This is a genomic window from Aliiroseovarius sp. F47248L, from assembly GCF_023016085.1.
GTDB lineage: Bacteria > Pseudomonadota > Alphaproteobacteria > Rhodobacterales > Rhodobacteraceae > Aliiroseovarius.
Map to the genome: position 1 here is coordinate 2,338,564 of NZ_JALKBF010000001.1, position 24,550 is coordinate 2,363,113.

The window sequence follows — 24,550 nt, forward strand, 5'->3', positions numbered from 1 at the left end:
ATGGGACGCGGTCTGAACCTTCTGTCCTATTTCACGCGCCACGCCACGGTGGCGAACCTTCTGCTGCTGGTACTGATCGCCCTCGGCCTGTTCGCCTACCCTAGGATGCGCGCGCAGTTCTTTCCCGATGTGGTGATCGAAAGCGTGTCGGTCCAGACATCGTGGCGGGGCGCAGGGGCTGAAGATGTGGACGAGGCAATTGTGCAGGTCATGGAACCTGCCTTGCTGACGGTCGAAGGTGTGGAAAGTGTCAGCTCGCGTTCCTTCGAAGGCAGCGCTAGCATCACGTTGGAGTTCGAACCTGGCTGGGACGTTGCCCGCGCCGCAGATGACGTGCAAACGGCGGTGGATGAGCTATCCGACTTGCCAGAGGATGCCGACACCCCGCAGGTCAGGCGGGGGGCTTGGCGCGACAGCGTGACCGATGTTGTCATTTCTGGTCCTGTCGGAATTGAACAGCTTGGTCGTTTCGCCGACGAAATGATTATCCGCCTGTTCGAACGCGGCGTGACGCGCACGGGTATACGTGGATTTGAAGCACCGCGAACAATTGTCGAGGTGACCTCGCTGTCATTGATCGAAAACGATGTCACCATGGCTCAGATCGCCGAGGCCATCGCAGGCGAGGCAACCGCTGCGCCGGCAGGTGATGTCGCGTCAGGTGCGGCCCGAGTTCGCACGGGGATTGCCAAACGCAGCGCCGATCAGATTGAAGCAATTGTTCTGCGCTCCAATCCCGACGGATCGAAACTAACCGTCGGCGATGTGGCACAGGTGAATGTGGAAGGGGTCGACCGCAACCGATCTTATTTCGTGGGCAGCGATGCCGCGATTGCTTTGAACGTGTCCCGTTCAGCGCAAGGCGACGCCATCCGCATGCAGGAAATCGTCGAAGAGGTCCGCGCCGAGCTTTTGCCCACCCTACCCGACGGGGTGAAGATATCGCTGGTGCGCACTCGCTCCGACCTGATTACGGCGCGGATCAACATCCTGATGAAAAACGGTTTGCAGGGCTTGGCCCTAGTACTTTTACTGTTGTTCCTGTTTCTGAATGCTCGCACCGCACTTTGGGTCGCCGCAGGTATACCCGTCGCGATGACTTCAGCGATTTTTCTAATGTATATGTCGGGGCTAACGCTGAACATGATCTCGCTGTTTGCGTTGATCATCACGCTTGGGATCGTGGTCGATGATGCGATCGTCGTGGGAGAACATGCCGACTTCCGCGCCCGCAGGCTGGGGGAAGGTCCGGTTAAGGCCGCCGAGAATGCCGCCAAGCGTATGTTCCCACCCGTCTTTTCGGCCACACTCACTACGGTGATTGCGTTCTTTGGCCTGACCGCCATCGGTGGACGGTTCGGCGATATGATCGCAGATATTCCCTTCACCGTGATCGTGGTGCTGGCGGCGTCACTGATCGAATGCTTCCTGATCCTACCGCACCACATGGCACACGCCTTGACCCACACCGCGAAGGAACACTGGTATGACTGGCCGTCGCGGCAGGTGAACAAAGGGTTCCGCTTTGTCCGCGATAAAGCGTTCCGACCCGTGATGGGATGGGTGATCAAAGCCCGCTATCCGGTCATTGCAATGACGCTTTTGATCCTGGCCAGTCAGGCGTCGATTTTCATCCGCGGTGACCTGGCATTCCGTTTTTTCAATGCGCCCGAACGGTCTTCCGTCACAGGCAACTTCGCGATGGTATCGGGCGCGACACGCGACGACACATTAGAGATGATGGGTCTGGTGCAAAATGCCGTGGAAAAGACGGCCGCCGAATTTGAAGAAAAGCATGGTCGTAATCCGGTGGTGCACGCTCTGGCCCAGATAGGTGGCAATGCCGGTCGCGGCCTATCGGGTGTGGACGGAAAGGACAATGATCTTCTTGGCTCGGTATCAGTCGAACTGATCGATGCGGACCTACGCCCCTACAGCGCGTTCGCCTTCGTTGGCGCCTTGCAAGACGCCGTTGACAACCACCCGTTGCTTGAAGTTCTGTCGTTCCGTGGCAACCGCTATGGCCCTGGTGGCGACAGTTTGGATGTGGAGCTTTACGGGGCCACATCCGATCAGTTGAAAGCCGCGTCCGAAGCGTTCATCACCCGCATGTCCGCCTTTCCCGAAGTGTCTGCGCTTGAGGACAGCCTGTCCTATGACAAGGAAGAGCTGATCCTTGACCTGACCGCGCAAGGGCAGGCGCTTGGTTTTACCATCGACGGGTTGGGGCGCGTTCTGCGCAACCGCCTGAACGGGATCGAGGCGGCCAGCTATCCTGATGGAACGCGGTCAGCCGAGATACGCGTGCAACTGCCTGAATCCGAGCAGACATCGGACTTTCTGGAACGCACCCAACTGCGCACTGACAGCGGCACATATGTGAACCTTGCCGATCTTGTTTCGGTTCGGTCACGCACCGGCTTTGCCAGCGTGCAGCGTGAGAACGGCATCCGACTGGTCAAAGTCACGGGCGATATCGACGAAAACAACGCGGCTCGAGCCGAGGAAATTCAACGCACCACCGAAACAGAGATCCTGCCGCAACTGGCCGAGGAATTCGGCATCGCCTTCCAACTGGGCGGCTTGGCCGAGCAACAACAGGAATTCCTGTCCGACGCAAAATCCGGTCTGATCCTCGTCCTTTTGGGCATTTTCCTGACGCTGGCATGGATATTCTCAAGCTGGACGCGACCGCTGGTGGTCATGGCGATCATCCCCTTCGGTCTGGTCGGTGCCATTTTTGGTCACGTTCAGTGGGAAGTGCCATTGTCCATGTTCTCGGTGGTCGGCTTGATCGGTATGACCGGGATCATCATCAACGATTCCATCGTTCTGGTCACGACCATCGACGAATACGCGCGTGAACGCGGATTGGTGCCCGCCATCATTGACGGGGCGGCAGACCGACTGCGGCCGGTGATGCTGACGACGATGACGACGGTGCTGGGGCTTGGACCGTTGCTATATGAGACCTCGCGACAGGCGCAGTTTTTGAAACCTACGGTTATCACCCTGACCTATGGGCTGGGCTTCGGCATGGTGCTTGTGCTGCTTGTCGTGCCCGCGCTGGTGGCTATCCAAGCGGATATGGGTCGCATGGTTCATGCGCTGAAACGGGTCTGGCGGGGACGTGGGCGCGAAGGATTGAAACCTGCCATCCTGCTGGTTGCTGGCGTAGCGCTATCAATGCTGGCAGCATTTGTCCTTGCGGTTGGCCTTTGGGGGCTGACCACGCAAAGCATCGCAGTCTTCGTGGCAATCAGTGCAGGTATAGCGGTTCTTGGCTATCTGGCTGGAGCAGTCGCAATGCGCGGGCGCCGGGCTTAATCAAACGTCCCCGTCACACGCCCCAGCAGCATAAACGCCCGCGCGGTTCGTGTGTCGGCCAACGCCGCGATATCCGCGTCGGACGCATTCTTTTCGAAGCCTGCGAAGGTCTGATCGAACCGGCGCAGAAAATGGTGGGCTGCGTCGCGGAAGATCGGGTCTTGCTTCATCCGCCCGGCGGTCAAGGCCAGCGACGAGCGATCACGCACACCGCCCAGAGCAGCAACGCCGCGCCCGCGTTCACCCGCAGCAAACTTGCGCCAGATTTCAGGGCGCGCACGGTCAGGACGCAGATCGTCCATGTAAATTCCATCTTGCGACAACAGGGTCAGAACGTCTTGCGACGCTTGCACCAGACCGGCAACCTGCCGGTCATCCAGCGCCCGGCGCAGCGCCCGGAAGCCATCAGAATCTTCGGCTGTTTCTGGGAAATGCAGCGCGCGGATGAAATCCTCGATCGATAGAGGCGGGTTCAGCTCTTCGACCGGCGTGCCCAGCGCAAGGCTGGTCTGGTCGGCAGTGGTCTGCGCCGCGCTTTCGGTAACAATCGCCGGGCTGGGATTGACCGGTGTCGGATTGGCGAGTGTTGGCATACCAGGACGGATTGAGGTAAACGTCGCCAGAGCGCTTTCCGTCTTGCGGCTAACCTGGGCGATCTCTTCCAGCTTCTGTTCCACCTTTGACGCCTGAGCGGGCGTGCCGGTGAAGCCTTGCTGTTGCTGGATGTAAGCTGACCGCATCGCATCTATTGCGGCACTCAGACGCACGCTTTCCTCGCGCATGATGCGCGCCGACCGCAAAGCAGCAACCGCAACCCAAATCACGGCCACGGGCATGATAACCGCCACCAAGGTCATCAGAAATTGCAGCGGCTGCGACAGGCCGTCGCCATCGCTGCTGCCGAAGCCCAGAACCAGGAAAAACAGGATACACCCTGCCAGCCACAGGCCAGACAGCAAAAGGCCGATGACCTCGCCCCCGCTCAGCGACGGAACCTGTGCGTTCAAGGCGCTCAAACGCCCTGTTCCCAGACTTGCGGATCCGCTTTTCGTCTTGTCGTTCATCCTGTTCCTCGTGTCCGCATGTTGCGGCGTCAGATCCATTCGATCTTCAGGATCTCGTAGGCCTTTTCACCGCCCGGTGTGCGCACTTCAACGCTGTCGCCTTCTTCCTTGCCAATCAACCCACGTGCCAGAGGCGACTTGATGTTCAGCTTGCCGTTCTCGATATCGGCTTCCGGCTCGCCAACGATCTGATAGGTCTTTTCTTCATCCGTATCTTCATCGACGATCGTGACCGTGGCGGAAAATTTCACCGCCCCAGACAAGGTGGCTGGGTCGATCACTTCGGCCAGCGACAAAACACCTTCCAGTTCCTTGATCCGGCCTTCAATAAAGCTCTGCTTTTCGCGGGCGGAATGGTATTCAGCGTTTTCGGACAGATCGCCATGCTCGCGTGCTTCGGCAATCGCGCGGATGATCGCCGGGCGTTCCTCGGACTTGAGTAGTTTCAGTTCGTCGTTCAGCGCAGTGTGACCCGCGCGCGTCAGCGGTATCTTATCCATGAGGCCTATCGTTCTGCCGTGGCCACTGCGCGCGGGGCACAGTGGCAATGTTCATTGTCGTATCATCTTGATCATTGTTGCGGGAAATCAACCCGGTTGCGCCGAAAGTCTAGCAAACACGCGCGATTTGCAACGGCATTATTTGGCAAAGTGGTTCCAAATGGGCACGACATCGCCGAAAGGGAATGTCAGCGCAAACAGGCGAAAAAACCGGCCAAAACCCCGACGGAATGCCTTTGTAACGCAGTGTCCCAATTGACCCGCGGGGTGGGCCAAGCTAACGATCTTGCGAAACGGACCATCCGGGGAAAAGAAAATGAGCGACATAGAACGCGAGAGCATGGAATACGATGTGGTCATCGTGGGCGCAGGCCCGGCTGGCCTATCTGCTGCGATCCGCCTGAAGCAACAGAACGCCGACTTGAACGTCGTGGTTCTGGAAAAAGGGTCCGAGGTGGGCGCGCATATCCTGTCCGGCGCCGTGCTGGACACCTGCGGTCTGGACAAGTTGATCCCTGACTGGAAAAACAAGGGCGCACCGATCAACGTGCCGGTAAAGAAAGACAACTTCCTTGTGCTTGGCCCGGCGGGCCACATGCGCGTGCCCAACTGGCCAATGCCGCCGTTGATGAACAACCACGGCAAATACATCGTCTCGATGGCGAATGTCTGCCGCTGGATGGCTGAACAAGCCGAGGAGCTGGGCGTTGAAATTTTTCCCGGCATGGCCTGTTCCGATCTGGTTTTTGGCGACAAAGGAGAGGTCAAAGGCGTGATCGCCGGAGTCTTCGGGTTGGAAGAAGACGGCAGCTATGGCCCGAACACCGAGCCTGGGATGGAACTGCACGGGAAATACGTCTTCATCTCGGAAGGGGTGCGTGGGTCGCTGGCGAAAGAGATCATCGCCAAATACGACCTGCAAGCCGGACGCGACGCGCCAAAATTCGGCCTTGGCATGAAAGAAATCTGGGAAATCGACCCTGAGAAGCACCGCGAAGGCACCGTGACCCACACGATGGGCTGGCCCTTGGGCAAGAACGCAGGTGGCGGATCCTTCATCTATCACCTTGAGAACAATCAGGTGTTTGTGGGCTTCGTGGTTCACCTGAACTACAAAAACCCGCACTTGTATCCCTATATGGAATTCCAGCGCTTCAAGCATCACCCTGAGATCGCGAAGCTGCTTGAGGGCGGCAAACGCGTGGCCTATGGCGCGCGGGCCATTTCCGAAGGCGGGTATCAGTCGATGCCGAAAGCCTCGTTCCCCGGCGGGGCACTGTTGGGCTGTTCAGTCGGGCTGGTGAACGTGCCGCGCATCAAGGGTAACCACAACGCCATGCTGTCAGGTATTGCCGCCGCAGATGCCGCGGTAAAAGCCATCGCGGCGGGTCGTTCGGGCGATGAGCTTGCCGATTACGAAGAAGAACTGCGCACCGGCGATGTTGCCAAAGACCTGAAAAAAGTGCGCAACGTGAAACCGCTTTGGTCGAAGTTTGGCCTGACTGCTTCGCTGATGCTGGGCGGATTTGACATGTGGGTTCAATCCCTCCTTGGCTTTTCGCCCTTTGGCACGGTCAAGCACGGGAAGAACGATGCGCAGGCCACCGGCAAAGCAGCAGATTACCCGGTCATCGACTATCCGAAACCCGATGGAAAACTGTCCTTTGATCGCCTGACCAACGTGTCATTCTCGGCGACTAACCACGAAGAAAGCCAGCCCTGCCACCTGAAACTGATCGACCCCAGCGTGCCGATCGGTGTAAACCTGCCAGAATACGCAGAACCTGCGCAACGCTATTGCCCGGCTGGCGTTTACGAAGTGGTCGAGGAAGACGGCAAAGACCCGCGCTTTGTCATCAACTTCCAGAACTGCGTGCATTGTAAAACCTGCGACATCAAGGACCCCAGCCAGAACATTACCTGGACGGTCCCGCAGGGGGGTGATGGGCCGAACTATCCGAACATGTGACACTCAGACTTGGAAAAAACGCAAAAGTGAGGGGTGGCCATGTGCCGCCCCTCATTGTTTTCACCGAACATGCCGATTAGGTTCCATCTCAACGCTTCCACCTGCGAAGCCATCTAACAAGAAAGTTGTCCGTGGTGCCTCTTAGATCTTCCACTTCTCGCCAACTTGTTGCGGCAATTGCAGCAGCCGTCTGTCTTGCCGATTTCACCCCTTCTGCAGCTTCGGCGGATGCGGCAGGCCCGTATCTTGCGGCGCGCCAAGCCGACCTTTCGGGCGATTTCGCGAAGGTGGTCGAATATGGAACGCGGGCGCTGGTCGATAACCCTGAACGCGCGGATGTTCTGGAAGGGCTGGTTGTAGCACACACCGCAATGGGCGATATCGACAAGGCCTTGCCAATTGCGCACCGTTTGGCCTCGATCAATCCCGATAACCAATTGGCGGGTCTTGTGCTTCTGGGCGATGCGTTGGCCAGCGAAAACTGGGAAGAAGCGATTGCGCTGCTGCAAAGTGGTATATCGGTGGCCGGAGTCGTCGACCAGATGATCACCGCGTGGGCCAGCCTTGGCCAAGGCCGCATGTCGCAGGCGCTTGAGATTTTCGACGCTCTGTCGGAAGACCCGAACAGCCGCAGCTTTGCGCAGTTTCAAAAAGCCCTTGCACTGGCACAAGTGGGGGATTTCGAAGGCGCTGCAAACATCTTCAGCGGCAGCGAAGGCGACATGCAACTGAACCGCGGCGGCATTCTGGCTTATGCTCAAGTTCTCAGTCAACTTGATCGGCATGCCGACGCACTGGAACTTATGAACGCCAATGCTTCTCCGCTGGTTGACCCCGAGGTTGACGACATCATCGCCCGGCTTGAAGCAGGTGAAGTGTTGCCGTTCACTGGCATCACCTCGCCAAATGACGGTGTCGCGGAACTGTTCTACGCCGTCTCTGAAAGCCGTAGCGTTGACAGCGATCCGACCATCGCGCTGATTTTCAGCCGTTTGGCAGAGTATCTGAATCCCAAGAACGCCGTCGCAACTTTGCTATCTGCGCGTTTGCTGGAGCGTTTGGAGCGTCACGAACTCGCGGTCGAGGCGTATGGCCGTGTGCCGCAGGACAGTCTTCTGTATCAGGAAGCCGCATTGGGGCGCACCGATGTCCTGCGCAGGTCTGATAAATTCGAGGAAGCCATCGACGAGCTAAAAGCATTGGCCGAAGCCTATCCCGACACTCTGCGGTTCAGGGTCGCCTTGGGCGACACGCTGATGCAGCTGGACCGGTTCAAAGAGGCACGTTCGGCGTATGATCAGGCCATTGCCGGATTTTCGAGCGATCTTCCCGGCCAGTGGGCCACCTATTTTCAGCGTGCAATTGCGCTGACCAAACTTGACGAATGGACAGCCGCTGAAGCCGATTTCCGCAAAGCGCTGGAACTCAGCCCTGAAGAGCCAAATGTGCTAAACTATCTTGGCTATACCTATGTCGAACGACAGGAAAACCTAGACGAGGCGCTGGACATGATCGAACGCGCCGTCGCTGCCCGCCCAGACAGTGGATACATCGTTGATAGTCTGGGCTGGGTCTTTTTCCGGTTGGGACGCTATGACGAAGCCGTTGAACAAATGGAACGCGCGGTCGAACTTATCCCCGTCGATCCCATCCTAAATGATCATCTGGGCGATACTTATTGGGCGGTGGGTCGCAAACGCGAAGCCGAATTCCAGTGGAGCCGCGCCCTTAGCTTTGTCACTGACGACACGGATATTGAGGAAATGAACCCAGATCGCGTCCGTCGCAAGCTTGAGGTCGGATTGGACGTTGTTCTGGAAGAAGAAGGGGCCGCCCCCCTGCATCAAGCCGAATGACCATCAACAAGGTTTTTGCTCCTGCGAAGGTGAACCTGACACTGCACGTGACAGGCCAGCGCAAGGATGGCTATCACCTGCTGGACAGTCTGGTGGCGTTTGCAGATGTCGGTGATCGGATCACCGTTATGCCCGCCGACACACCACGATTCGAGGTTATCGGGCCACGCGCCGCCGGTGTGCCGACAGATGACACCAACCTAGTTGTGCGCGCTGCCGCACTTTTTGGAATCCCGGTTCACATCATCCTATCCAAATACCTTCCCGCTTCGGCTGGGATCGGGGGTGGCAGCTCGGACGCTGCTGCAACCCTTCTTGCGCTGTCTGATCTTGCCGGTGACACACGGCTGCCCAACGGGGCCGTAGAACTGGGGGCGGATGTGCGGGTTTGCCTGCTGCGGCAGGCTGCGCGGATGCGTGGCATTGGCGAGGATGTGATCCCCTACTCCGATTTGCCGCCGCTATATGCTGTTCTTGCAAATCCGGGCATCGAGGTGCCGACGCCTGCCGTCTTCAAGGCGCTTGAGGACAAAGAAAACCCACCTATGCCCAAACGACTGCCGCAGGGTATGAAGTCGCGCGCGTTCATCAAATGGCTGGCTAGCCAGCGCAACGACCTGCAAGACCCCGCGATCGCCGCCGCGCCGGTGATTGGTGATGTTCTGAACGCACTGTCATCCCTGCCCGACGCCCGCCTTACCCGTATGTCGGGGTCCGGGGCGACATGCTTCGCCTTGTTTGATACAGAAAAGGCCGCGCAAGACGCGGCCAGATTGTTTTCAAGTCAACAACCGGGCTGGTGGATCGAACCCGCCCGCCTTAGCTGATCCGCGCCACTACATAATCCGCAATATCATTCAACATATCGCGAATGGGATCGTTGGGAAGCGCCTTCAAAGCGGTTTTCGCCTTGTCGGCCCAGACCATCGCATCGGCGCGCGTATCTTCCAACGCACCATGCTTGTTCATCAATTTCAGTGCATGATCCAGGTCACCATCCTGCTGGCGACCTTTTTCGATAGTGCGGGTCCAAAACGCGCGTTCTTCGGCATCCGCATTGGCAACGGCTTTTATCAACGGCAATGTCAGCTTGCGCTCGCGGAAATCATCACCAATGTTTTTGCCAATCGCATCACCGCCGGTGAAATCCAACAGATCATCTACGATCTGGAACGACACGCCCAGCGCATCGCCATAGTCGAACAACGCCTTGACCTGCGCCTCGGAAGCGCCGGCAATCACGCCTCCCACTTCGGTGGCGGCTGAAAACAGCGCGGCGGTCTTGCCGCGCACAACTTGCAGATACACAGCTTCGTCCGTTGCCAGATCCTGCGCAGCAGTCAGTTGCAACACTTCCCCTTCGGCAATCGTGGCCGACGCGTTGGCCAGAATGTCCAGTACCTGCAAGTTGCCGGTCTCGACCATCAACTGAAAACTGCGTGAAAACAGATAATCACCCACCAGCACGCTGGACTTGTTGTCCCAAAGCAGGTTGGCAGTGGGCCGCCCACGCCGCTGACCGCTTTCGTCCACCACATCATCATGCAGCAGCGTAGCGGTATGAATAAACTCTACCGTGGCAGCCAGATGAATGTGATACGGGCCCGTGTAGCCACATAGCTTTGCCGCCGCGAGTGTCAGCATGGGGCGCAGACGCTTGCCGCCTGCGTCCACCAAATGCGCTGTTACCTCAGGAATACGCGGTGCATTCTTCGATGCCATCCGCTGACTGATCAAGGCATTCACAGATGCCATTTCGTCCTTGAGGTGCGCGCCCAAACGTTCGTGCGGTTTATGTGCTGCTTCGATCAGCATGATCACCTTCCCGTCAACTTGCCCGACATCCGGCTCGACAAAGCAATGGCCCTGTCATTAAGTCCATATCTATGAGAGAGCTTCTTCGGACAACAGACCCAACTTTGATCCCTTTTGTCACAGCCCTGCTTGATGGCGAGGATATAGACTGCTTTGCAATGGACGTCCATATGAGCGCGCTGGAAGGTTCGATTGGAATCTTGCCCCGACGCCTGATGGTTCTTCAACGCGATCTGTTCCGTGCGCGCGCCATCCTGCGCGACAATGGCGTGGACTATGAAGGCTGACCGATGAGTTCTTCCGCCCCCGAGCTGACGAATGACGCGTTTCTAGGCGGACAGTTGACACTGACGCAACCCGCCGCAGGCTATCGTGCTGGCGTTGACCCGGTGTTTCTAGCCGCCGCCATTCCCGCCCATACAGGGCAATCCGTGCTGGAACTGGGCTGTGGGGCAGGTGCAGCAAGTCTTTGTCTTGGGCACCGCGTCGCCGGGTTACGCCTTGTGGGGCTTGAACGACAAACCATCTATGCCGACCTGGCCCGTCACAATGCCCAGCAGAACGCCATTCTCATGACCGTTTACCAAGGCGATCTGGAAAATATGCCGGCCGATTTGCGGCAAGACCGGTTCGATCACCTGATCATGAACCCCCCCTATTTTCGGCGCGACCGAGGCACCGCTTCGCCCAACGAGGTTCGCGAAGGCGCATTGGGCGAGGATACGCCCCTAACCGCTTGGCTTGATCACGCCACCCGTCGCCTTCTGCCCGGCGGTTACATGACGCTGATCCAGAACGCAGAGCGTTTGCCCGAAGTATTGCGCGCCATGGACCAAAGGCTGGGGTCTGTCGTCGTGAAACCCCTTTGCCCGCGTATTGGGCGTGCAGCATCACTGGTGATTGTTCAGGCGCGCAAGGGTGCGCGCGGTGCGTTTCGTCTCGCGGCCCCGCTTGTTTTGCACGAAGGGGCACAACACACGGTAGACCGCGAACACTATACTCCTGAAGTTGCTGACATTTTGCGCAATGGTGCTGCAGTTTTACTTGAATGAGTGAGCCAGTTTGTTCCGCTTGTTCCGGCTTTTTTTACCAACTCCCCTTCACTCTTAGTGACAAGCCCCCAAATATGTGGTGCACTTAACTTGTCCAAATACATCAGAGGAGGAACGCCATGAGCTTGAGTTCGCATCTTGAAGAGCTGCGGAGAAAACACGAGGTTCTCTCTGAAAAGGTCGAGGCGATCCAACGGTCGCCCGGCAGCAGCGACCACGAGATTTCTGAGCTTAAGAAGCAGAAACTCCTGCTCAAAGAGGAAATTGAGCGTCTCGCAACCGCCTAAGGCCAATCAGACCGGGTCAGTTGCCTGCGCTTCGTGCCGAACTGGCCCGCGCGGCCATCGCCGCGCCGAATGTGATTAAAACACCGGCAAGAATCAATGATGGTCGAGGAGTTGCCACACCGGCAACGACCAGAACAAGCGTCGACAACAACGGTGCGCCATAACTCGCAACGCCAAGAAGCTGTATGTCGCCCTGCTTGACGCCGATATCCCACACATAAAACGCCAAACCAACCGGCCCCAGTCCAAGCCCCAGAACGGCGGACCAGCCAAGTGTATTTGTTGGCCAAACCGTTGCTTCCCAGAGCAAATGCGCCCCTGCCGAAAGAACCGCCGTTGACAGGCAAAACACCACGACAGAAGCCGTTGGCGTATGGCCCAACTTGCGCGACAAGACGGAATAGCCAGACCAGCTCAAAGCACAGAGAAAAGCCAACCCAAACCCTGGAAGCGCATCCTTAGCGAACCCACCGGCACCCCCCAGAACGATGATCGCTGCGCCGATAAAAGACACAATCGCACCAACTATGTGCAACGGCCTAAGACGCTCGCCCGGCAATAAGCCCGAGAACAACACGATCAACAGCGGCCACAAATAGGCAATCAGTCCAGCTTCAGCGGCCGGAGCCATTCGCAACGCCGAAAAATATAACGCGTGATATCCAAACAAGCCCAGCGTTCCGAACAGATAAACGCGCCAGCCAATCTGTCGCAACACATGGAATTCACCCGTCCAGCCGATCCAAACCAGCCCTACCGAGCCACCGATAAGAAACGCCATCGCCGTCAACTGAAACGGCGGCACTGGAACAGTACCCACCGTAAACAAGGCCAATAACGACCAAAGCAGCACCGCAACGAAGCCGGTAACTGTCGCCTTGCCTCGCGTCATGATAGCACTTCCACCGGAACGACGGTCATGTCCGTTGCACAGGATGCTGTTTTTGCCATCTCGGCCAAGATCCAGTCTCGAAAAGCAGCGATTTCTGGCCGAACTTCTTGGCCCGGACGGCAAAGGAACCGAAACTTTGCAGCCGTCCCCAACGCGATTTTGAACGGCGCAACCAATCGTCCATCTGCCAGATATTTAATGACGAATGCACGGCGCCCCAAAACCACGCCAGCCCCGGACAAAGCAGCGTCTAATGCGTGGTCGGGCTGTGAAAAACTCGAAGAAATCCGCGGCACCTCGTCAATACCGACCGCCTTGAACCAAGCTGGCCAGTCACAGCGAGGGTTCAAGAAATCGTCCGAACTGTTGTGGATCAACTGCGCATTCAAAAGATCCTGCGGCGTAGTAACCCGCTTTGCAAGCTCAGGCAGCATAACCGGCGCTAGCCACTCAGGCTCAAGCGGCTGCGAAAACAGCCCATCGTCCGGCCCATAACCAAACCGGATCGCGACATCGACTTCATCTTTGGTCAGATCCATTATGCGCAAGCCTGCGGTAAACCTAAGTTCGATATCGGGATGGTCTTGCGCAAAATCATACATACGCGGAGCAAGCCATTTAGCAGTAAAAGCAGGCCCAGCAGTTACTGTCAGCACATCGGTTTCCACACTACGCCGCGCTCCTCTCCAGGCCGCAGTCAACGCCGCAAACCCCTCGGATGTCCCAGAGGCAAGAACGCGCCCTGCTTCGGTCAATTCAACAGCCCTATTCAGCCGGTTGAACAGCGGTGCGCCAAAATGTTCTTCAAGTGATTTGATCTGAAACGACAAGGCTGCCGGGGTTACGTTCAGTTCAGCCGCTGCACGTTGAAAAGACATGTGACGCGCAGCGGCGTCAAAGGCACGCAATGCAGTCAGCGGAGGCAGTCTTTCATTCATTTCGGTTAAGTATCATTAATGTGAAACCAGTAAAAGTCTCATTTGTATAAATATTACATTCATACAATATCCTATCAGGAAAGAATATTTAAAGGATAGCGCTATGTTGGAAACAGCGACAAATGATAAACGGCTTCGTCGGGCATATGACCGCGCGCATGCGCAACGTGCAATCATTTTTTGTGCCTACCTCCGCCGACTGCGCTCGTTCCTGCACTGGCCACTTGCGAATAGAAACGGGGCCAGCCTGTTCAGCCAGCCCCGAAAAAACGATTGCCCTGCGTGATCAGACGAAGAATTGTGCCCCGTTGGCCGAAATGGTTGATCCGTTGATAAACTGCGCGTCATCGGATGCCAGGAACGTTACACAACGCGCGATCTCTTCTGGTTCGCCAAGACGACCTGCCGGGATGCCCGAGATGATCGACTCGCGCACTTTTTCCGGCACAGCCATCACCATCTCGGTGGCGATGTAGCCGGGGCAAATTGCGTTGGCGGTGATGCCCGCACGCGCGCCTTCTTGGGCCAGAGATTTGACGATCCCAAGATCGCCCGCTTTGGTCGCAGCGTAGTTCACCTGAGCGAACTGACCTTTCTGGCCATTGATTGAACTGATGACGATGACACGGCCAAACTTGCGTTCGCGCATGCCGGGCCAGATCGGATGGACCGTGTTGAACACGCCCGTCAGGTTGGTGTCGATCACCTCCTGCCACTGTTCAGGTGTCATTTTGTGAAACGGAGCATCCCGTGTGATTCCAGCGTTGGCAACCACAACGTCGATTGGTCCGACTTCGGCTTCGACTTTCGCCAAACCGGCCTTGGACGCCTCGTAGTCACCAACATTCCATTTGTATGTCTTGATGCCGGTTTCTTTGGTGAAGGCCGCGGCCTTTTCGTCGTTGCCAGCATAAGTGGCAGCCACGTCGTAGCCTTCTGCTTTCAAGGCCTTGGAAATAGCCGCGCCAATACCGCGCGACCCGCCTGTGACCAGTGCAACTCGAGCCATGTAATCCTCCATTATTGAATCTAGGTATGGAAACACTGTTACCTTTTACGCACCTACTGCGCAATATTGTTGCGTAAACATTTTGCCGCAATGCAGATATATTTTTCTGCATTACCTCAGTGTAACAAAAAAGGCGCCCGCGGGCGCCTTTTCTTCAAGATATTTCGATGCGTTAAGGACGTTCAAGGCACATGGCAACACCCATGCCGCCACCGATGCACAGTGTCGCCAGACCTTTCTTGGCATCGCGGCGTTTCATCTCGAACAACAGTGTGTTCAGGATACGGCAGCCGGATGCACCGATTGGGTGGCCGATGGCAATCGCGCCACCGTTCACGTTCACGATGGAGGTATCCCAATCCATATCTTTGTTGACGGCGCAGGCCTGAGCCGCAAATGCTTCGTTTGCTTCGACAAGATCAAGATCCTGCGCTTTCCAGCCGGCCTTTTCCAACGCTTTGTTCGACGCATGGATCGGACCGACACCCATGATCGACGGGTCCAGCCCGGCGGTCGCATATGAGGCAATGCGCGCCAATGGTTCCAATCCGCGTTTTTCCGCTTCATCGGCTGTCATCAGAAGCACTGCCGCAGCTCCGTCATTGATGCCCGAAGCATTCGCGGCCGTCACCGAGCCGTCCTTGGTAAAGGCCGGGCGCAGTTTCTGCATGGCTTCCATAGTTGCGCCGTGGCGGATGTACTCATCCTGATCGACAACCGTCTCGCCTTTGCGGGTTTTTACGATGAACGGAATGATTTCATCTGCGAACTTACCCGCTTTTTGGGCCGCTTCCGCCTTGTTTTGCGATGCAACCGCAAATTCATCCTGCATATCGCGGGTGATTTGCCATTGCTGGGCAACATTCTCGGCGGTTTGCCCCATGTGATAGCCATTGAAGGCATCCCAAAGACCGTCTTTAATCATGCAATCGATGAACTTCATATCGCCCATCTTGTGACCTGCTCGCAGATGCGCCACATGGGGGCTGAGCGACATATTTTCCTGACCACCTGCTGCGACAATGGCGGCGTCCCCAAGCATCACATGTTGCGCGCCAAGAGCGACGGTGCGCAGGCCAGATCCGCAAACCTGGTTGATCCCCCAGGCCGAGCTTTCTTTGGGCAGCCCTGCATTGATATGTGCCTGGCGTGCGGGGTTCTGACCCTGACCGGCTTGCAGCACCTGCCCCAAGATGGTCTCGCTGACTTCAGATTTGTCGATACCGGCACGGGCAACGATCGCCTCAAGCACAGCGGTTCCAAGGTCGTGGGCAGGCGTGTTGGCAAATGAGCCCGAAAAGCTGCCGACGGCAGTCCGCGCAGCAGATACGATTACAACGTTGGTCATGATGGGTCCTTTTCCTCCGAACTGACGGATCCGCACCTTCAAATCGTCGCCAAAGGACGGAATTAAGGCAGGAAACCGATGTTAGGCGCATCCTGTGCTGCATTGCAGAGGAAATCAAGTCGCACGCACAGCTTGCGACCGTACGCCCCCTTCGCACGATTGGTTCAGGCGACCTTCTGCCAATAGGGATTTATCGTTGGCGCACCAAAATAATACCCCTGCATGCAGTCCACACCGATTGAAGCCAAATAGGCTGCGTCCAGATGGTTTTCGACGTTTTCGGCCACCGTGAACATGTCGAAGTGCCGGGCCAAAGACAGCATGGCTTCGGTCAGGATTTGATTATCCGCGTTCTGGTGAATACCCCGAATGAACTCGCCATCAATTTTTAGGATATCGAAATAGAAGTCCTTGAGATACCGAAAGGAAGTGAAACCGGCACCAAAATCATCCAGTGCAAAGCTGATCCCTTTTTGTTGCAGCTCTGCCATGAACACCTGAACAAGATCGGGCACGGTGATCGCGGTGCGTTCCGTAATCTCTAGGATCAGACGTTCGCCCACTGTTGGGTTGTCCTGCAATCCGCGATCCAGAACCTGCTTCCATCCCGGATAGGCTATGGAACGGGCTGACATATTGATCGCCAACCGCAATCCGGGTTCTGCTGTCAGAACCTCAAGCCCTTTTTCCAGCGCAAGCATGTCCAGAATGCGCCCTTGTTCGGTGTCTTCAACGGCGTCGATAAAGCTTTTTGCGGGAATCACTCGGCCTGAACTGTCGTGCACGCGAAGTAAACCTTCGTAGAACGCCATACGGTCGGGATTGGCGGTTTGTACAACGGGCTGATAGGCAAGTTTGACCTGCTTGTGGCGCAATGCATGACGCACAAGGTCCAATGCTTCGCTATCACGCAGTTCAACCGCGACAGACAACGGGTCGCTCATCACAGACGGTATTGGCGTATCGTCCCGTTTCAAACTGTGCATCATTGAATCTCCGTCGCAGCAATGAGACATTGATGTGCGATAGATGCTAACAAGCTGTAAAATCCCGAATTTGCGGATAATTGTAAGTATTGACCGGAAAGGAGCCGCCATGACCCAGCGCTGCACATGGTGCGGAGAGGATCCTCTGTATGTCGCCTATCACGACGCCGAATGGGGGGTGCCTGAATATGACGGGCGGGCTTTGTGGGAGAAACTGATCCTTGACGGGTTTCAGGCCGGCCTGAGCTGGATCACCATCCTGCGTAAGCGTGACGCCTTTCGCGAAGCATTTCAGGGGTTTGATCCTGCAGTTATCGCCAACTGGGGCGAAGACGATGTTGTTCGCTTGCTCGGCAATCCTGGCATTGTCCGCCACCGCGGTAAAATAGAGGCGACCATCGGAAACGCGCGGGCCTATCTTGAACTTGGTGGCGCACAACCGTTCGCGGACTGGATCTGGGGATATGTGGATGGCGAACCACAGGTGGGAGCCTATACCAGCTTGGTCGAGATTCCGGCCTCGACCCCGCTGACGTCCCAAATCTCGCAAGACCTGAAGAAAGCCGGGTTTAAGTTTTGCGGTCCCACCATCGTTTATGCGTGGATGCAGGCCTGTGGATTATTCAACGACCATGTCACCGGGTGTTTTCGCTTTGATCAAGTCTCTAGCGAAGTGCCACCAGCAAGTCCCGGCTGGGAACTCCCGTAACCGGAACACCACGTGCCGTTTCATAGGACCTGATCGCTGCGCGTCCCATTTCCCCGATCACACCATCTGGGCGTCCGGCTTTGAAACCAAGCGCATTCAGACGTTTCTGAAGCTCTTGTCGTTCAGCCGTCGTCATACCCCACGGGTTACCAGGAAATTTCGCAGCAATAGGAGCGCCACCAGCCAGACGATCGGATAAGTGACCGACGCCGATCGCATAACTGTCAGCGTAGTTATACGATTTTAACACATGAAAATTGTCAAACACCATGAACACCGGCCCAGTGGGGCCTGCAGGCAGGATCAGCGCCCCTGCGTCTGGCCCGCTAAGTTTCTTGCCCGACGCGTGCATCACACCAATCTGCGCCCAATCCCGTAGCCGCCGCGCATACACCCTGCCGGTGTGGGCTAGATTAAAGCCTTTTGGTAACTGTACTTCATAGGCCCAGGGCTGGCCTTGGCGCCACCCTTTAGCCCGGAGGAAAGCGGCAGTCGAAGCCAGCGCATCAGTCGGATCATCAGCCCAGATATTGCGCTGCCCATCACGGTTGAAATCAACCGCATAACGTAGAAATGAAGTTGGCATGAACTGTGTATGGCCCATCGCCCCTGCATAAGATCCGGTTAGTTGCGCGGGCGTGGTGTCGCCTAACGCAAGGATCTGCAAAGCGGCCATAAGCTCGTTTTCGAACAATGCGCGGCGACGGCCTTCATACGCCAGTGATGCCAGAGTTGACAAAACCGGAACCGAACCGCGCACCGCGCCAAAACTGCTTTCCATCCCCCAAATGGCAACGATCACTTCTCGTGCCACACCATATTTTTGTTCGATTCGCCCTAGCAACGTCGGATAACGCGCCATCACGACCTGCCCGGCCTTGATTCGCTGAGGCGACACTGCTGATGCTATATAGTCACCAAGCGATTTTGTTGTTTCTGCAGGCGTATTGTCCAAGGCGACGACCTTGGGAAGGAACCGCGCCTCGTCCAACATATTCAAAGCATCTGAGGGCACACCAGCCGCGACTGCGCGCGCGCGAAAATCGGCGCGCCATGCTTCAAACCCTGCATTGGCCATCACCGCCTTGGGCATCATGCTGGCAGCTACAAACAGCCCCGCAGCCTGCCGCCGAGTAAACGTTCCTGTGTGCATGTCTTTCGACACCCCTGTTATCGCAGCCTCAACCACGCACCCTCACAATGCGTCGGTGGCGCACAATACGCCTGTTTAAGCGCACCTCAAAGCGGCGTGGTTTGGATCGGCAATCTGACGCTGATCGGGCAAAACTAGCATATCGGACCATACCAATGTGGCCAATTTCCCTTGCCCAATTGCGCCTTCGGCCCGTGCCGCGTATAGCAATCCAAACAAGCTTGAAGACCCGAAAGGCCAACCATGAGTGACGACAGCAAATCCGCAAACGCTATGTGGGGTGGCCGCTTTTCCGCAGGCCCCGATGCAATCATGGAAGCGATCAACGCCTCGATCGGCTATGATCAGCGCATGGCGCGGCAGGACATCGACGGCTCGCGTGCGCATTCCTCGATGCTGGCGGCAGTTGGTGTCATCACAAAAGAAGACGCCAGTGCGATCCACGACGGTCTGTCGCAAGTCCTGACCGAGATCGAGGATGGAAAATTCGCGTTCTCAACCGCGCTGGAAGACATCCACATGAACGTCGAGGCCCGGTTGAAAGAGATCGTCGGCGAACCCGCAGGCCGCTTGCACACGGCCCGATCACGCAACGATCAGGTCGCCACCGATTTCCGCCTGTGGGTGCGTGATCAAATGGACGCGGCGATTGACGGGTTGGAGGCGCTCATTCGCGCGCTTTTGGGTCAGGCCGAAGCTGGCGCTGACTGGGTCATGCCCGGCTTCACCCATCTGCAAACCGCGCAGCCCGTGACGTGGGGCCACCACATGATGGCCTATGTCGAGATGTTCGCGCGCGACATGTCCCGTTTTCACGACGCGCGTGCCCGGATGAACGAATGCCCGCTTGGGTCCGCCGCGCTGGCCGGCACATCCTTCCCGATCGACCGCTACATGACCGCGCAAGCTCTGGGCTTTGACCGCCCCACCGCCAATTCACTGGACGCCGTGGCTGACCGCGATTTCGCGCTGGAATTCCTCTCCTCTGCCACGATCTGCGCCATGCATCTGTCGCGTTTTGCCGAAGAGCTGGTGATCTGGTCCTCGGCCCAGTTCCGGTTCGTCCGCATGTCGGACAAGTGGTCGACGGGATCGTCGATCATGCCGCAGAAACGCAACCCCGACGCCGCCGAGCTGATCCGCGCCAAGATCGGCCGGATCATGGGGGCGAATATCGGGTTGATGACCGTGATGAAGGGACTTCCGCTGGCCTATTCCAAGGACATGCAGGAAGACAAGGAGCAGGTGTTTGACGCCGCCGATAACCTGATGTTGGCGTTGGCTGCGATGACCGGGATGGTGTCGGACATGGCTGCCAATACGGACGCGCTTGAAGCTGCGGCGTCGTCCGGCTTCTCGACCGCCACAGACCTTGCCGACTGGCTGGTGCGCGCGCTGAACATGCCGTTCCGCGACGCCCATCACGTGACCGGTTCGCTGGTCGCCATGGCCGAGGGTCGCGGTTGCGACCTGCCCGATCTGTCACTGGCCGACATGCAATCGGTCCACGATGCGATCACCGAAGAGGTGTTCGGCGTGTTGGGCGTCCACAATTCTGTCGCAAGTCGCACGTCTTACGGCGGTACGGCCCCATCCGAGGTTCGCAAACAAATCGCCCGCTGGAAGGAGAAACTGGCATGATCCGTGTGACCCTGATCCTTGCCCTGTTGGGCCTTGCCGCCTGCGGCGCAGATGGCGAGCCCATCCGCCCGGGCAGCCCGGAAGACATCGCCGAACAACAAGCCCGCCAATAAGCCCAGACGCCCGAAAGGCCCGCCCATGGACCATTTCCTTTACCGCGACGGCATCCTGCACGCCGAAGATGTGGCCATCCCCGAGATCGCCGCGCAGGTCGGCACGCCCTTCTATGTATATTCCGCCGCCACCCTGCGACGCCATATCGGCCTGTTTACCGAAGCATTGGACTGGGCCGATCATCTGGTGTGCTTCGCAGTCAAATCCAACTCGAACCTTGCCGTTCTGAAACTGCTGGGCGACATGGGCGCCGGCATGGACGTGGTGTCGGGCGGGGAATACCGCCGCGCGCGCGCCGCTGGAGTGCCCGGGGATCGGATCGTCTTTTCCGGCGTCGGCAAGACGCGCGATGAAATGCGGCTGGCCCTGACCGAAGGCATCCGACAGTTCAACCTGGAAAGCGAACCGGAAATGCGGGTGTTGTCGCAAGTGGCGACCGAGATGGGCGTGGTGGCCCCCGTCACCGTGCGCGTAAACCCGGATGTGGACGCCAAGACCCATGCCAAAATCTCGACCGGGAAGTCTGAAAACAAATTTGGCATTCCGATTGCCCGCGCCCGCGACGTCTATGCCGAGATTGCCACCCTGCCCGGCTTGAAGGCCGTCGGCATCGACGTGCATATCGGCTCGCAGCTGATTGAGCTTGAGCCATTCCGGCAAGCTTATCAAAAAGTCGCCGAACTGACCGAGGCGCTGCGCGACGACGGCCACGACATTACGCGGCTCGATCTGGGCGGCGGGCTTGGCATTCCTTACCAACGGTCAAACACCGCCCCGCCCCTGCCTATCGAGTACGGCCAGATGGTGCGCGAAACCGTTGGCCACCTTGACTGTGAGATCGAGATCGAGCCGGGTCGGTTGGTGTCAGGTAATGCCGGGCTGATGGTCACTTCAGTCATTTACGTCAAAGAAGGCGAAGGCCAAGACTTTCTGATCGTAGATGCCGCGATGAATGATCTTTTGCGGCCCGCAATGTATGAAGCACACCATGATATTGTGCCGGTCATCGAAGCAAAGCCCGGCTTGAACAAAGCACGCTATGACATCGTGGGACCAATTTGCGAAACCGGTGACACCTTTGCCAAGGGTCGCGATCTGGACACATTGCAACCCGATGACCTGATCGCTTTCCGGTCGGCGGGGGCTTATGGTGCAGTGATGGCATCAGAGTATAACTCCCGCCCTCTGATCCCCGAGGTTTTGGTAATGGGTGATCAATTTGAAGTCATCCGGGCCCGACCCACCTATGAAGACATGCTGGGACGGGATACCATCCCTGTATGGCTGTGAACCCAACGCGGGTCCAATGACCCGCCCCACCTTACCCAACGAGGTACATCAGCACCTCAAATGGCCCCTGCGTCTGACAGGGGCAGGGATGGTATTGGAACGATTCTGGCAGGCTTTCTGGCCCCTTATCTCGATCCTACTGACGGCATTCGCAATCTGGAGCTTCTGGTCCATTGGTCCGTCAAGCGTGGCAACCGGCTTGATGTCCTTAGGCGGCATTGCCACCCTGACCGCGCTGGTCTGGGGTGCGCACAAGTTCTCATGGCCCAGCCACGCGGAGCAGTTGGCGCGACTGGATAACAGTCTTTCCGGCCACCCGATCGCTGCCTTGATGGATGATCAGGCCACGGGGCGCGACGATATCGCTTCGCGCAGTCTGTGGCAGGCACATCTGACGCGTATGACCCAACGTCTAAAGGGCGTACGGCCCGTATCACCCAACCTGCGCGTGGCCCGAGCCGACCCCTTTGCACTGCGTTTGATCGCGGCGACTGGCGCAGTGCTGGCCATCGGTTTCACCCCGTGGCTAGAGCGCTTGGGCGCGCCGACAGCGGCCAGCAGCGCTACAAGGGCACAGCCAGCTGCGAGCGCCAGTTGGGAAGGCTGGATCGAGACGCCCGGCTATACTGGTCGCCCAAGCCTGTATCTGGCCGACCAGTCCCCTGGTCTGCTATCCGTGCCGGAAGGCAGTCGCCTGACGCTGCGGCTTTATGGTGATCTGGATACGCTCGGGGTGTCAGCGGACCTGTCCGACACACCGATTACCGGACCGGCACAGCAAAGCTACTTGCTCGTAATAACCAAAAGCGGACCGCTGGACATCGAAGGACCGGGCGCCGCGCGCTGGCAAATCAACGCGATTGGCGACGCTCCGCCGACCGTGAGAACGGTTGGTGACCTGACCCGCCGCCTTGCCGGCGATTTCTCGCTGCCGTTCGCGGCCACGGATGACTATGCCGTCACGAAGGGCAGCGCTGCGGCGACCCTTGGGTTGGCGCGCGTCGACCGCCGTCATGGTCTGGCAACCGATCCCGAAGTTCGCCCACCGCTGATTGTAGATCTGCCTCTGCCCTATCGCGGCGCGCGGACACAGATTGACGGCGTATTGGAAGAAAACCAGATCGAACATCCATGGGCCGGGCTGCCCATTGATCTGTCCCTGAGGGTCGAGGACGGGGCCGAACAGTTTGGCACATCGCCCCCCCTGAACATCATCTTGCCTGCGCGCCGGTTCTTGCATCCGGTCGCTAAGGCACTGATCGAACAAAGACGCGATCTTCTCTGGTCACGCGACAATGGCCGCAGAGTGGCGCAGATTCTGCGCGCAGTTTTGAATCGCCCGGATGATCTGGACCTGCCTGAGGGCGTCTATCTGCGCCTGCGCAGCGCCATTCGGCGGCTGGAAGGCGGTCTGGCGTTTTCCGATCTGCCATCGGGTTTGCCGGAAGACTTGCGGGACGAGGTTGCGGCGCTGCTTTGGGACGTTGCTGTCGAGCTTGACGACGGTCGCCTTGCCGACGCGCTCGCCCGGATGCAACAGGCGCAGGATAGGTTAGAGCAAGCCATGCGCGACGGTGCCAGCGAAGAAGAACTGGCCGAGTTGATGGATGAGATGCGCGAGGCTATGCGCGATTATCTTGAGCAACTGGCCGAGAACCAAAAAAACGGTCCACAGTCCGACCAACCCCCGCCCCAAGACGGTGTCGAAATGAGTATGGCTGACATCGAAGACATGATGGAACGGATCGAGGAATTGATGCGACAGGGGCGCGAGGACGAAGCGATGCAGATGCTCGATCAGTTGCGCCAGATGATGGAAAACATGCAGATGGCCCAGACCGGCCCATCGAACCAGCCCGGCCAAAGTGCCCGCGAAGGGTTGCAGGAGACATTGCGCGAGCAACAGGGCCTGTCGGATCAGGCCTTCCGTGATCTTCAGGAACAAGGTCAGGGATCACAGGCTGGCGAAGCAGAAGGCAACGAAGGGCGCGATGGCGGTCAGGGGCGCGGGCAAAGCCACAATGGCGCTGACGGTCAGCAAGGGCAGGACGGTCAGGGGGCTGGCCCCGAACAAGGCGGCAATGAAAGCGGGCAAGGACGTGATCTAGCCCAGCGCCAAAGTGAATTACAGCGACAACTGGAAGCTCAGCGCCGTAACCTTCCCGGTGCCAGCGACGAAGCCGGACAAGCTGCCCGCGATGCATTGGACGAAGCTGGCCGCGCGATGGGCAACGCCGCAGATGCTCTTGAGCAAGGCGATCTTCCCGAAGCACTGGACCGACAGGCCGATGCCATGGAAGCTCTGCGTGAAGGCATGCGTCAGTTTGACGAAGCGATGGCGAACCAACAGGCCGAGCAACAAGGTGAACAGGGCAGCAATCCGGGCGAAGGCCGGCGCTCTAGCCAGCGCGACCCGCTTGGTCGCAGCCCGGACGGCCAGAACGGCGCCACCGCTACAGATAGTCCTCTGGAAGACGGTGAAGACGTCTATCGCCGCGCGCAGGAGTTGATGGAAGAATTACGCCGCCGCTCAGGCGAGGGCGACCGCCCGGATCTGGAACGCGATTATCTGAAACGTCTGCTGGATCAGTTCTGAACGG

20 protein-coding genes are annotated in these 24,550 nt (G+C 57.9%); 11 read left to right on the plus strand and 9 right to left on the minus strand.

The features are described from left to right. Window positions 1-3,327 (plus strand): efflux RND transporter permease subunit, encoded by a 3,327-nt coding sequence (locus MWU51_RS11645; protein WP_247037367.1) that lies wholly within the window; start codon window positions 1-3, stop codon window positions 3,325-3,327. On the opposite strand, the gene MWU51_RS11650 is transcribed toward MWU51_RS11645, so the two are convergent. Beyond that, on the minus strand, window positions 3,324-4,391 hold the full coding sequence (locus MWU51_RS11650) for a hypothetical protein (protein WP_247037368.1): 1,068 nt from the start codon (window positions 4,389-4,391) through the stop codon (window positions 3,324-3,326). The genes MWU51_RS11645 and MWU51_RS11650 overlap by 4 nt on opposite strands. Before the next feature lie 29 nt (window positions 4,392-4,420). Further along, the gene (gene greA, locus MWU51_RS11655) at window positions 4,421-4,891 is read right to left on the minus strand and encodes a transcription elongation factor GreA (protein ID WP_247037369.1); all 471 of its coding nucleotides are present in this window, start codon (window positions 4,889-4,891) and stop codon (window positions 4,421-4,423) included. Between the two features lie 316 nt (window positions 4,892-5,207). Between greA and MWU51_RS11660 the strand changes: the two genes are divergently transcribed. The 3 genes from MWU51_RS11660 to MWU51_RS11670 all read left to right on the plus strand — a co-directional run bounded on the left by MWU51_RS11660 (window position 5,208) and on the right by MWU51_RS11670 (window position 9,543). Continuing rightward, a complete protein-coding gene (locus MWU51_RS11660) occupies window positions 5,208-6,860 on the plus strand; it encodes an electron transfer flavoprotein-ubiquinone oxidoreductase (protein WP_247037370.1) in 1,653 nt (550 codons plus the stop codon). A gap of 131 nt (window positions 6,861-6,991) precedes the next feature. After that, a complete protein-coding gene (locus MWU51_RS17150) occupies window positions 6,992-8,716 on the plus strand; it encodes a tetratricopeptide repeat protein (RefSeq protein ID WP_247037371.1) in 1,725 nt (574 codons plus the stop codon). Then, complete coding sequence (locus MWU51_RS11670; RefSeq protein ID WP_247037372.1) at window positions 8,713-9,543, plus strand: 4-(cytidine 5'-diphospho)-2-C-methyl-D-erythritol kinase; 831 nt, start codon at window positions 8,713-8,715, stop codon at window positions 9,541-9,543. Before MWU51_RS17150 ends, MWU51_RS11670 begins: the two co-directional genes overlap by 4 nt. Here the strand turns inward: MWU51_RS11670 and MWU51_RS11675 are convergent. Further along, on the minus strand, window positions 9,536-10,531 hold the full coding sequence (locus tag MWU51_RS11675; protein WP_247037373.1) for a polyprenyl synthetase family protein: 996 nt from the start codon (window positions 10,529-10,531) through the stop codon (window positions 9,536-9,538). The genes MWU51_RS11670 and MWU51_RS11675 overlap by 8 nt on opposite strands. A gap of 71 nt (window positions 10,532-10,602) precedes the next feature. Between MWU51_RS11675 and MWU51_RS11680 the strand changes: the two genes are divergently transcribed. The 3 genes from MWU51_RS11680 (at window position 10,603) to MWU51_RS11690 (ending at window position 11,870) form a co-directional block, all read left to right on the plus strand. Beyond that, the gene (locus MWU51_RS11680; RefSeq protein ID WP_247037375.1) at window positions 10,603-10,818 is read left to right on the plus strand and encodes a DUF2007 domain-containing protein; all 216 of its coding nucleotides are present in this window, start codon (window positions 10,603-10,605) and stop codon (window positions 10,816-10,818) included. A 3-nt stretch (window positions 10,819-10,821) separates the two neighbouring features. Further along, complete coding sequence (locus MWU51_RS11685; protein WP_247037376.1) at window positions 10,822-11,583, plus strand: methyltransferase; 762 nt, start codon at window positions 10,822-10,824, stop codon at window positions 11,581-11,583. 119 nt (window positions 11,584-11,702) lie between these two features. After that, on the plus strand, window positions 11,703-11,870 hold the full coding sequence (locus MWU51_RS11690; RefSeq protein ID WP_247037378.1) for a DUF465 domain-containing protein: 168 nt from the start codon (window positions 11,703-11,705) through the stop codon (window positions 11,868-11,870). A 16-nt stretch (window positions 11,871-11,886) separates the two neighbouring features. Here MWU51_RS11690 and MWU51_RS11695 read toward each other — a convergent pair whose 3' ends face one another. The 5 genes from MWU51_RS11695 to MWU51_RS11715 all read right to left on the minus strand — a co-directional run bounded on the left by MWU51_RS11695 (window position 11,887) and on the right by MWU51_RS11715 (window position 17,046). After that, window positions 11,887-12,762 carry an EamA family transporter gene (locus tag MWU51_RS11695; protein WP_247037380.1) on the minus strand — a complete coding sequence of 292 codons (876 nt, stop codon included), beginning with the start codon at window positions 12,760-12,762 and terminating at the stop codon, window positions 11,887-11,889. Next, window positions 12,759-13,700, minus strand: a complete 942-nt coding sequence (locus MWU51_RS11700; RefSeq protein ID WP_247037382.1) for a transcriptional regulator GcvA — start codon at window positions 13,698-13,700, stop codon at window positions 12,759-12,761. The genes MWU51_RS11695 and MWU51_RS11700 overlap by 4 nt, the downstream gene beginning before the upstream one ends. Window positions 13,701-13,986: 286 nt before the next feature. Beyond that, a complete protein-coding gene (phbB, locus tag MWU51_RS11705; RefSeq protein WP_247037384.1) occupies window positions 13,987-14,709 on the minus strand; it encodes an acetoacetyl-CoA reductase in 723 nt (240 codons plus the stop codon). 172 nt (window positions 14,710-14,881) lie between these two features. Continuing rightward, the gene (locus MWU51_RS11710) at window positions 14,882-16,057 is read right to left on the minus strand and encodes an acetyl-CoA C-acetyltransferase (RefSeq protein WP_247037386.1); all 1,176 of its coding nucleotides are present in this window, start codon (window positions 16,055-16,057) and stop codon (window positions 14,882-14,884) included. A 164-nt stretch (window positions 16,058-16,221) separates the two neighbouring features. Continuing rightward, window positions 16,222-17,046, minus strand: a complete 825-nt coding sequence (locus MWU51_RS11715) for an EAL domain-containing protein (protein WP_247037387.1) — start codon at window positions 17,044-17,046, stop codon at window positions 16,222-16,224. Window positions 17,047-17,152: 106 nt separating this feature from the next. On the opposite strand from MWU51_RS11715, the gene MWU51_RS11720 reads away from it, so the two are divergent. Continuing rightward, a complete protein-coding gene (locus MWU51_RS11720) occupies window positions 17,153-17,752 on the plus strand; it encodes a DNA-3-methyladenine glycosylase I (protein ID WP_247037389.1) in 600 nt (199 codons plus the stop codon). Here the strand turns inward: MWU51_RS11720 and MWU51_RS11725 are convergent. Beyond that, window positions 17,709-18,905, minus strand: coding sequence for a lytic murein transglycosylase (locus tag MWU51_RS11725; RefSeq protein WP_247037390.1), 1,197 nt, complete (start codon window positions 18,903-18,905; stop codon window positions 17,709-17,711). The genes MWU51_RS11720 and MWU51_RS11725 overlap by 44 nt on opposite strands. 243 nt (window positions 18,906-19,148) lie before the next feature. Between MWU51_RS11725 and argH the strand changes: the two genes are divergently transcribed. The 3 genes from argH to MWU51_RS11740 all read left to right on the plus strand — a co-directional run bounded on the left by argH (window position 19,149) and on the right by MWU51_RS11740 (window position 24,546). After that, window positions 19,149-20,546 (plus strand): argininosuccinate lyase, encoded by a 1,398-nt coding sequence (gene argH, locus MWU51_RS11730; protein ID WP_247037391.1) that lies wholly within the window; start codon window positions 19,149-19,151, stop codon window positions 20,544-20,546. Between the two features lie 138 nt (window positions 20,547-20,684). Then, window positions 20,685-21,950, plus strand: a complete 1,266-nt coding sequence (lysA, locus tag MWU51_RS11735; RefSeq protein WP_247037393.1) for a diaminopimelate decarboxylase — start codon at window positions 20,685-20,687, stop codon at window positions 21,948-21,950. 16 nt (window positions 21,951-21,966) lie between these two features. Next, a complete protein-coding gene (locus MWU51_RS11740; RefSeq protein WP_247037395.1) occupies window positions 21,967-24,546 on the plus strand; it encodes a TIGR02302 family protein in 2,580 nt (859 codons plus the stop codon). Window positions 24,547-24,550 lie beyond the last annotated feature (4 nt).